The organism is Kribbella deserti (assembly GCF_042434725.1).
Lineage (GTDB): Bacteria > Actinomycetota > Actinomycetes > Propionibacteriales > Kribbellaceae > Kribbella > Kribbella deserti.
On sequence record NZ_JBHLTC010000012.1, the window covers coordinates 202,040 to 210,739 of the forward strand.

7 protein-coding genes and 1 pseudogene are annotated in these 8,700 nt (G+C 68.3%); 3 read left to right on the forward strand and 5 right to left on the reverse strand.

Features of this window, described 5'->3' with window-relative positions; all coding sequences use genetic code 11:
* Positions 1-6: 6 nt before the first annotated feature.
* A complete protein-coding gene (locus tag ACFFGN_RS11415; RefSeq protein WP_380046279.1) occupies positions 7-312 on the forward strand; it encodes a hypothetical protein in 306 nt (101 codons plus the stop codon).
* 8 nt (positions 313-320) lie between these two features.
* On the opposite strand, the gene ACFFGN_RS11420 is transcribed toward ACFFGN_RS11415, so the two are convergent.
* On the reverse strand, positions 321-794 hold the full coding sequence (locus ACFFGN_RS11420; protein ID WP_380046281.1) for an SRPBCC family protein: 474 nt from the start codon (positions 792-794) through the stop codon (positions 321-323).
* A 53-nt stretch (positions 795-847) separates the two neighbouring features.
* Here ACFFGN_RS11420 and ACFFGN_RS11425 point away from each other — a divergent pair, with 53 nt between their 5' ends.
* Positions 848-2,413, forward strand: coding sequence for a phytoene desaturase family protein (locus ACFFGN_RS11425; RefSeq protein WP_380046283.1), 1,566 nt, complete (start codon positions 848-850; stop codon positions 2,411-2,413).
* Positions 2,414-2,494: 81 nt separating this feature from the next.
* Here ACFFGN_RS11425 and ACFFGN_RS11430 read toward each other — a convergent pair whose 3' ends face one another.
* The 4 genes from ACFFGN_RS11430 to ACFFGN_RS11445 form a co-directional block, all read right to left on the reverse strand.
* Positions 2,495-3,445 (reverse strand): SDR family NAD(P)-dependent oxidoreductase, encoded by a 951-nt coding sequence (locus ACFFGN_RS11430; protein WP_380046285.1) that lies wholly within the window; start codon positions 3,443-3,445, stop codon positions 2,495-2,497.
* Between the two features lie 81 nt (positions 3,446-3,526).
* Positions 3,527-4,171 (reverse strand): LysE family translocator, encoded by a 645-nt coding sequence (locus tag ACFFGN_RS11435; protein ID WP_380046287.1) that lies wholly within the window; start codon positions 4,169-4,171, stop codon positions 3,527-3,529.
* Between the two features lie 164 nt (positions 4,172-4,335).
* The gene (gene glnII, locus ACFFGN_RS11440) at positions 4,336-5,355 is read right to left on the reverse strand and encodes a glutamine synthetase (protein ID WP_380046289.1); all 1,020 of its coding nucleotides are present in this window, start codon (positions 5,353-5,355) and stop codon (positions 4,336-4,338) included.
* A gap of 318 nt (positions 5,356-5,673) precedes the next feature.
* Positions 5,674-7,596 (reverse strand): S8 family serine peptidase, encoded by a 1,923-nt coding sequence (locus ACFFGN_RS11445; protein WP_380046291.1) that lies wholly within the window; start codon positions 7,594-7,596, stop codon positions 5,674-5,676.
* A gap of 966 nt (positions 7,597-8,562) precedes the next feature.
* Between ACFFGN_RS11445 and ACFFGN_RS11450 the strand changes: the two are divergent.
* Positions 8,563-8,700 (forward strand): annotated as a pseudogene (locus ACFFGN_RS11450) (IS3-like element ISMysp3 family transposase); the annotation flags it as partial.

Consider the following 8,700-nt stretch of genomic DNA (forward strand, 5'->3'; position numbering starts at 1 on the left):
GCGGCGGTGACCACACGTCAGCAGGTGGCCGAGGTGCTCGCGGCCTTTCTCGCCGAGCACTACAGCGCGACCGGCGTGGATCTGGTGGATGCCGCGATGACGGATCCCCGGTTACGCCGGCTGGTCGCGATCCACGCCCAGCTGCCCGCGGTTGTGGAGGCGAGCGCGGAAGAGTGTTTCCGCTGCGCGTGTGCCGAGTCGAACGACGAGGCGTGTGGCTGCCGGCAGACCGCGCAGCAGGCCAACGACCTGCTCTACAAGTCCGCCGAGGCGATCCGGCACCGCCTGCACCGGCTCACACCGCCGAGCTAGCACCGGTATCAAGCAGTCGAGTTGGGGCCGGGTGAGTCGCTGCCGGCGTGGTGGTGGCCTTCGGCGAGCAGGGCCAGGCGACGCAGCGACTCGGTGTTGCGCCAGCTCAGCACCGGGTCGAGCACCGGCTTCGGGATCAGCTTGGCCGGACCGGCCGCGGTGTCCTCGCGCATCGTCACCAGGCAGCCCTCCGGATGAGCCGCCACGGTGAATTCGACGTAGCCCTCGCCGGTCGGCCAGGCCCGCACCTTGAGTTTGAGCCGGCTGTTCGGCTCGTACGCCTCGACCGTGGTGGTGTCATCGATCAACACCGGCCACGACCCGACCGAGTGGTGGATCCGGCGGCCCGGTTCCGGCCAGCCCTTGTCGACGTCACGGATGCGGGCCGCGCCGACGACCCAGCCCGCGTAGGTCCAACCGTCGCCGAGGATCTTGAACACGTCCTCCGGTGCAGCGTGCACAACCCGCTCGTTCTGGCTCATGGCCGCCCAGTACCCGATGCATGCCCGGACCACTCCCTGGACACTGGTGACGGATGACCGACGCGATCGTGATCGGAGCCGGCCCGAACGGGCTGGTGGCCGCCAATCTGCTGGCCGACCAAGGCTGGGACGTCACCGTGCTGGAGGCACAGCCCACGCCCGGAGGTGCCGTGCGCAGTGCCCGGGACGTGGACAGCCGGTACGTGCACGACACGTTCAGCTCGTTCTATCCGCTCGCGGCGGCATCACCGACGCTGCGCGCCCTACGGCTGGAGCAACACGGCCTGGCGTGGTCCAACGCCCCGTCACCGGTCGGCAACCCGCTCGCGGGCGGCGGCTGGTCGCTGGTGCACCCGGACCCGGCCGACACCGCGGCGTCGTTCGCCAATCCGGCCGACGGCGAGGCCTGGCTCTCGCTCGTGGACGACTGGCGCCGGCTCGGGCCCGCCGTCATCGATGCCCTGCTGACTCCGTTCCCGCCGGTTCGCGCGGGTGCCCGGCTCGGCATGCGGTTGGCCCGGCCCGGTGGATTCGACCGGCTGCGGTTGTTCCTCACGTCCGTACGGGCCCTTGGTGAGCAGCACTTCTCCGACGAGGCCGGGCGGATGCTGTTCGCCACGAACGCGCAGCACGCCGATATCAACCCGGAGTCGGCCGGTTCGGGCTTTATGGGCTGGCTGCTGGTGATGCTCGGCCAGCAGTACGGATATCCCGTGCCCGTTGGTGGCGCGGGCCGGTTGAGCCAGGCGCTGGCCGATCGATTCACCAGTGTCGGCGGCACGATCCACTGCGACAGCCGGGTCACCGAGATCACCGTTCGCGACGGCCGTGCCGTTGGTGTGGTCACGGCGGAAGGCACGCGGTTCGCGGCCGATCGCGCCGTACTGGCCGACGTCTCCGCCCCCGCGCTGTACGGCGACATGCTGCCGCCGGAGGTACTACCCGCGCGCTTGCTCAAGCGGTTGCGCGGCTTCGAGTGGGACCCGGGAACGGTCAAGGTCGACTGGGCCCTGGACGGGCCGATCCCGTGGCGCGACCAGCCCGAGCTGGCCCCGGGCACGGTTCATATCGCCGAATCGGTCGACGAGTTGTCCCGGACCGCGGCGCAGATCACGGCCGGCGCCGTACCGTCCGACCCGTTCCTGCTGATGGGCCAGATGACCACGGCCGATCCGACCCGGTCACCTGCTGGAACCGAATCGGTCTGGGCCTACACACACGTACCGCAACGGGTCCGGCACGACGCCGGGCCGGACGGCCTGACCGGCGCGTGGGACCGCGACGAAGGTGAGCGCATGGCCGACCGGATCCAGGCCCGCGTGGAACGGTTCGCCCCGGGCTTCGGCAGCAAGGTGATTGCGCGCCGCGTACTCACCCCGCACGAGATGCAGGCCCGTGACGCGAACCTGGTCGGCGGAGCGGTCAACGGCGGTACGGCGGCTCTCCACCAGCAGTTGATCTTCCGGCCCGTACCGGGACTTGGGCGGGCTGAAACGCCTGTGGGCGGGCTATACCTGGCGTCAGCCTCGGCACATCCCGGAGGCGGCGTACACGGCGCGTGCGGCTCCAACGCCGCCCGAGCCGCCCTGTTGCACGACCGCCTCCGGTTCCGGAAGTAGGTTCTGTCTAGCGGTTGCCCGCGACTTAAGGCTCGTACGGCGGTTCTAGCGTTGCTGCGGCTTAAGGCTCGTACGGCGGCTCTAGCGGTTGGTACGGCGGTAGGCGGTTGCGGCGGCACCGGCTAGTCCGGCGGCGCCCGCCAGGGCGATACCGCGCAACCAGTGCCGTCCCCATTTCCCGTGCACGGCTTCACCTTCGGGCTTCGGTTCGAAGACGTTGCCGTGGTTCGGCAGCACCGGCTCCTTGGTGGTTCCGCCTCCCCGGATCACCGGGCCCGCCACCGCGTCGTACACCCCTGGCAGCGATGCGAACAGCTGGGCGACCAAGTGATTCACCGGGCCGACCGAAACCGACCGCCGGGGCCGGTGCACCGTCTTCACGATCGCGCGGGCCACCTTCTCGGGTGGATCGACCGGTGGCAGCGCCCGATTCGCCCGATCGAGAAAGCTGGCCGCCTGGTGGTAGATCGGCGTGTTGACCGAACCAGGCCAGACCAGGCTGACGTGAACCCCGGGCGTTTGGCGGGCCTCGATCCGCAAGGTGTGCGCGAGACCGTGAATCGCCCACTTCGACGTGGTGTAGGCGCCCATCGTCGGCAAAGCGATCATCCCGAGCAGCGAGCCGACCAGGACCAGCCGGCCACCACCGGAGTCGCGGAACGCCTTGAGCGCCTCGCGGCTGACGTTCGCCGTACCGCCGAGGTTGATCCGGATGACCTGGTCGAAGACCTGGGCCGGGAGATCCTCGAACCGCCCGTACGCCAGCACGGCCGCGGCGTGTACGACGGCGTCAACCCGGCCAAACCGCCGTACGGCCTCCTCGAACAACGCCTCCACCTGCTCGGCGTCGGCGACATCCGTCGGCACGGTGAGCACTTCCCCGGCCAAGGCCTTCGTTTCCGCCTCCACGGCGGCAAGGCCGTCAGGCGATCGTGAGGCCAGAACGAGGTTCGCCCCTTCGGCCGCGAACGCCTGGGCCGTGGCCCGGCCGATCCCGCTGGACGCCCCGGTGATCAGTACTACGCGCGCCATCTCGTCTCCTCCCGGTTCCCCTCGGGGTACCCGTCTCCGGGCCGCCGAACCGGGATCCGGCCGTCAGGGATGGCTTCGGCGTCACCTGGCGGCGACGGCGGTTCGCACGCCCAGTGCCACCAGGACCAGCCCGGAGATCCTGGACATCGCCGTACGCAACGTGGGAGTGCGGAACGCGCGCCGGGACATATGCACGACCCCGGCCCAGATGAGCAGCCAACTGGCCGCCACGATCACGTGCGCGGCGCACAGCAGCATGATCTGCGGCAGCAGCGGGTGATCCCGAACCAGGAACTGCGGCGCGAGGGTGAGATAGACCGCGGCGGCCTTGGGGTTGAGAACGTTGCCCAGGTAGCCCTGGACGAAGTCGCCACGGTTGTTCCACGGCAGCGAGCACCTTCCTGAGGACCTGTCACCGGCCTGGGCCGCGGTGGCCGCCGGCCGGGCCGCCCAGATGGTCCGGACTCCGAGCACGATCAGGTACAGCGCGCCGAGCAGCTTCACCACGGTGAAGGCCGTGGCGGACCTCATGACCAGCGCGGACAACCCGACCCCAGCGAGTAGTGCGTGGGTCAGCAGTCCGAAGGACGTACCGGCGATCACTCCGGCACCGGCCCGGACACCGCTTCCGAGCACTCGCTCGGTGACGAGCGTGAAGCTCACGCCCGGGGTCAGGCAGAGCGGAAGAACGGCCAGACCGAATCCGACCGGTGCCAGCCAGTTCATCGCCACACCCCATCGCAGAGAGCGACAGACGTCAGTCAGGTGATGGCGCGTGGTTTCGCCTGTCTACGCCTGGTTGCGTCTGTCTCGCCTAGTTGCGTCCGGCCAGAATGACACAACGTCGCCCGGCGGTGCCGGACGACGTTGTGGGCAGTGCGAGTGCGAGATCAGACCTGGCCGGCCTTCTCCAGCGCCGTGCAGCAGGTGTTCACCAGCAGCCGGGTGACGTTGTAGGGATCGATGTTGGCGTTGGGGCGCCGGTCCTCGATGTAGCCCTTCTTGTCCACCTCGACCTGCCAGGGAATGCGGACCGAAGCGCCACGGTCGGAGACCCCGTAGCTGTAGACGTCGTGCGGAGCGGTCTCGTGGTGACCGGTCAGGCGCTCCTCGATGCCGTGACCGTAACCGGCGATGTGCTCCTCGACCTTGCCCGGGGCGCCGAGCGACTCGCACGCGGTGATGATCGCGTCGTAGCCCTCCCGCATGGCCCGGGTGGAGAAGTTGGTGTGCGCGCCGGCGCCGTTCCAGTCACCCTTGGCCGGCTTCGCGTCCAGGGTCGCGGCTACGTCGAACTCCTCGGCGATGCGGTACAGCAGCCAGCGGGCCACCCACAGGTGGTCGGCGACGTCGACCGGACCGGCCGGGCCGATCTGGAACTCCCACTGACCCGGCATGACCTCGGCGTTGATACCGGAAACCGCCAGGCCGGCCTCGATGCAGGCGTCCAGGTGCTTCTCGACGATCTCGCGGCCGAACACCTCGTCAGCGCCGACGCCGCAGTAGTACGGGCCCTGCGGGGCGGGAAAACCGACGGCCGGGAAGCCGAGCGGGCGTCCCTCCTGGAAGAAGGTGTACTCCTGCTCGATACCGAACCAGGAGTCCTGCTCGGCGAACTGCTCGGCGATCGGCAGCAGCTTGGCCCGGTTGTTGGTCGGGTGCGGGGTGCCGTCGACGAGGTAGACCTCGCACAGCACCAGCTTGTGCGCACCACCGCGAATCGGGTCGGGGCAGGAGAAGACCGGCTTCAGTACGCAGTCCGAGTTGTCACCGGGTGCCTGGTTGGTGCTCGAACCGTCGAAGCCCCAATCCGGCAGCTCCGCGCCGTCGGCGAGGATCTTTGTCTTCGAGCGAAGGCGCGCGCTCGGTTCCGTACCGTCGATCCAGATGTACTCGGCCTTGTAGCTCAACCGTCTGTCCCTTCGTTTGCGGCCGTCCCCTCAGGTGTTCCTGAACTGACCGAAGTCGACGGTGTCAATCAGCCGTTACGGACCTGTTGCCCGATTATGAACACGGTGTTAAGCGCCGCTCTCAGGCCATTTCCGGGTGGTAATGCAGCGAGACCCCGGGCATGGTTCGCCCGGGGTCTCGCTGGTCTTGGCGTCTTCAGATGGTTCGAGCTGGCTCGGGTGGTTCGAGCTGGCTCGGGTGGTTCGAGCTGGCTCCGGTGGTTCGAGCTGGCTCCGGTGGTTCGGGCTGGCTCGGGTGGTTACGGCTGGTTTGCGCGGTTAGAAGCCGTAGATGGTCCAGGTGAAGCTAGTGGAACCTGTACTGCCTCCAGCGTCCTTGCCGGTCACCGTGACGGTTGAAGTTCCCGCGGTAGTCGGGGTACCGGTGATGCGTCCGCTGGCGCTGATGGTCAGACCGGCGGGAAGACCCGTCGCGGTGTAGGTAAGGCTGCCACCCGCCGTACTCGATCCCTGGATCTGCAGGCCCTGGATCGCCCAGCCGCGGAAGTTCCACTGGTTGGCCGGTTTGGTCAGCGTGACCGTGCCACCCGGGTTGTCGCTCGTAATCGTCCAGGTGAAGGTTGCTGAACCCGTACGGTTGTCGGCGTTCTTGGCCGTCACAGTCACGTTCGACGTACCAGCAGCGGTCGGCGTACCGGTGATGAGCCCGCTCGCGCTGATCGTCAGTCCCGCCGGAAGACCGGTCGCGCTGAAGGTAAGCGCCTGACCGCCCGGATCGGTCGCCTCCACCTGCAACGACACCGCCGTACCGACCTTGCCCGTACGGTTGCCCGGGCTGGTCACGCTCGGCCCGGCCGGAGACGCGTCACCGACGGCCTCTTCCGCGTCGACCAGGCCTTCGCCGAAGTACGAGTTCTTCGCGGCCGTACCGGTGCAACCACCCGAGCAGGGCAGGTCGTCGGCCTGAGCGGCCAGGGCCGCCCGGAGCTGGGCCGGCGTCGCGGTCGGGTTGACGCTCGCAAGCAGCGCGGCAACACCTGCCACGTGCGGAGAGGCCATCGACGTACCGGACATGGAGCTGTAGCGACCACCCGGCACAGTCGAGTACGTCGACTCACCCGGCGCCGCGAGGTGGATCTTGTCCGTGCCGTAGTTGGAGAACGACGACTTGGTGTTGCTGGCTCCGACCGACGAAACCGAAACAACGCCGGGAAGTTCGCCCGGCAGGTTGAGGCAGTCGTTGGTGATCGTGCGGTTCGTGGCGGTGGAGTCGTTCGGGCTGGTGCTGTCGGTCGTCTTGCTGGCCAGGTTGTAGTTCTCGTTGCCGGCGGCGGCGATGTTCAGCACGCCCTTGCCCTCGGCGTACGCCACCGAACGCTTCACCGCTTCAAGGATCGCGGCCTGGTCGACGTTGCTCGGGCAGTTGAACAGCCAGGGATCCGTGTAATAGCTGTTGTTCGTGATGTCGACGCCCTGGTCACCGGCGAAGACGAACGCGCAGACCGTGTTCTCCGGGAAGAACAACTGCGTGCTCGGCTCAGCGATCCGGATCGACGAGATCTTCACCCCGGGCGCGACGCCGATGATGCCCTTGCCGTTCTTCGCGGCGGCGATCGTGCCGGCCACGTGGGTTCCGTGCTCGCCAACCGGCCGCCACGCGCCTGCGCGGGTATCAGCCTTGCCGTAGGCGCACGACGCGGACCGGGTGGCGTCGAAGTTCGCCTTCAAGTCGTAGTGCTGGTCGTCCACACCCGTGTCGAGTACGGCGACACGCACCTCGGGCGATCCCGTATTGACCGCCCAGGCCTTGTCCGCGCCGATCTGCACCATGTCGGCGCGATTGGTCTCGTTCGCGGTAGGCGTGATCTGCGAAGGCGCGCCCGGAATAGCCGGATTCGCCGCGGCGGCCGGTACGTCCGAGGTCCGGGTGGCCCCGACCTTCTGCACGCCGGTCACCCCGCGCATCGCGGCAGCGAACCCGGTCGACGACGAGTGCGCCACGATAACGCCGATCGCGTCGTACGAGGCGTAAACCGTGCCCCCGTTGCTCTGCACCGCCGCCTTCGGGCCATCGGTGGCCCCCGGCGCGGTGATCACGAAATACGAGCGAAGGCCGGCCTGAACGGCCGAAACCGTCGCCTCGCTGGTATTGGCGGCAAGCGCCGGTGGAGTAAGACAGGCGGCACCGGCGGCGAGCGCGGCGGCAACCGCAACCCGGCGAAGCGTACGGGCGCTGAACATGGGCGGTCCTCCAGTGGGACGGAAAGAGGTGTCCGAACCCTAGGCCAGAACTCCCCCACCGCACCTTGCCAATTGATGACAATGTCCCAACCGCGACACCACACAAGGGATAACCCCCACCAACGCCCCTCCCTCCCCACGGTCGGACGCAAAATGCGGCCGCCCTCCCCTCCTTCCCTCCCCACGGTCGGACGCAAAATGCGGCCGAGCTCCCCTCCTTCCCTCCCCACGGTCGGACGCAAAATGCGGCCGCCCCACACCGCCACCACCACGAACACGGAATGCGGGAAGTGGATAACCCTTCCGCGAAGTGCCTCCTTGCGCCGGGCTCCCCGCAGGTCCGAGAGGACCGGAACCCTCCGTGGAACCGCGCCCCCGCCGGCCGACACCGCGACGCCAACACTTCGAGGCACCTCGCGGCAGGGTTTTCCACATTCGGCGAATTTCGCGTCCGACCGTCAGTTAGCTGGGGTTCGACGGGGTCGCATTTCGCGTCCGACCGTCACCTGAGCGGGGTTCGGCGCGTCGCATTTCGCGTCCGACCGTCGGTTAAGGCGGGACGGACGCGCGTGAAGTGTTTTCCCACGGTCGGACGCGGAATGCGGCCGACTCGCACTGCCTGCGCACGGTCGGACGCGAAATGCGGGCGCCCCACACCGCCGCCGACCGTCACCACCACGGCGTACACGGAATGCGGGAAGTGTGGATAACCCTTCCGCGAAGTGCCTCCTTGTGTCACCCGCCCGCGGCGGGGCGTGCACGCAACCGTCCGGTGGAACCGCGCCGCTGCCAGCCGATGCCCGCGACGGCAACTCTTCGAGGCACTTCGCGGGAGGGTTGTCCACATTCGCCGCATTTTGCGTCCGACCGTCGGTAGTTCGGGGGTTGCCGTCACCTGGGTGGGGTTGGGGTGTCTGAACCACCCCGGGTTTGGTGCACACCTCCTTCGTTGGGAAGGTGTCATCTATGCCGAGCAAGTACGACGAGCAGACCAAGGCCAAGGCGGTCCGGCTGGTCACTGAGCATGTTCAGGATTACGGCTCCGAGTGGGCCGCGATTGTGGCGGTGTCTGGCCGGTTGGGGATGAATGCGGAGACGTTGCGC

Excerpts from the sequence above, each read along its gene's own strand:
- ACFFGN_RS11430 (WP_380046285.1), bottom strand. The coding sequence starts at position 3,445 with ATGGCGCGCGTAGTACTGATCACCGGGGCGTCCAGCGGGATCGGCCGG.
- ACFFGN_RS11445 (WP_380046291.1), bottom strand. The coding sequence starts at position 7,596 with ATGTTCAGCGCCCGTACGCTTCGCCGGGTTGCGGTTGCCGCCGCGCTC.
- ACFFGN_RS11435 (WP_380046287.1), bottom strand. The coding sequence starts at position 4,171 with ATGAACTGGCTGGCACCGGTCGGATTCGGTCTGGCCGTTCTTCCGCTC.
- ACFFGN_RS11425 (WP_380046283.1), top strand. The coding sequence starts at position 848 with ATGACCGACGCGATCGTGATCGGAGCCGGCCCGAACGGGCTGGTGGCC.
- ACFFGN_RS11420 (WP_380046281.1), bottom strand. The coding sequence starts at position 794 with ATGAGCCAGAACGAGCGGGTTGTGCACGCTGCACCGGAGGACGTGTTC.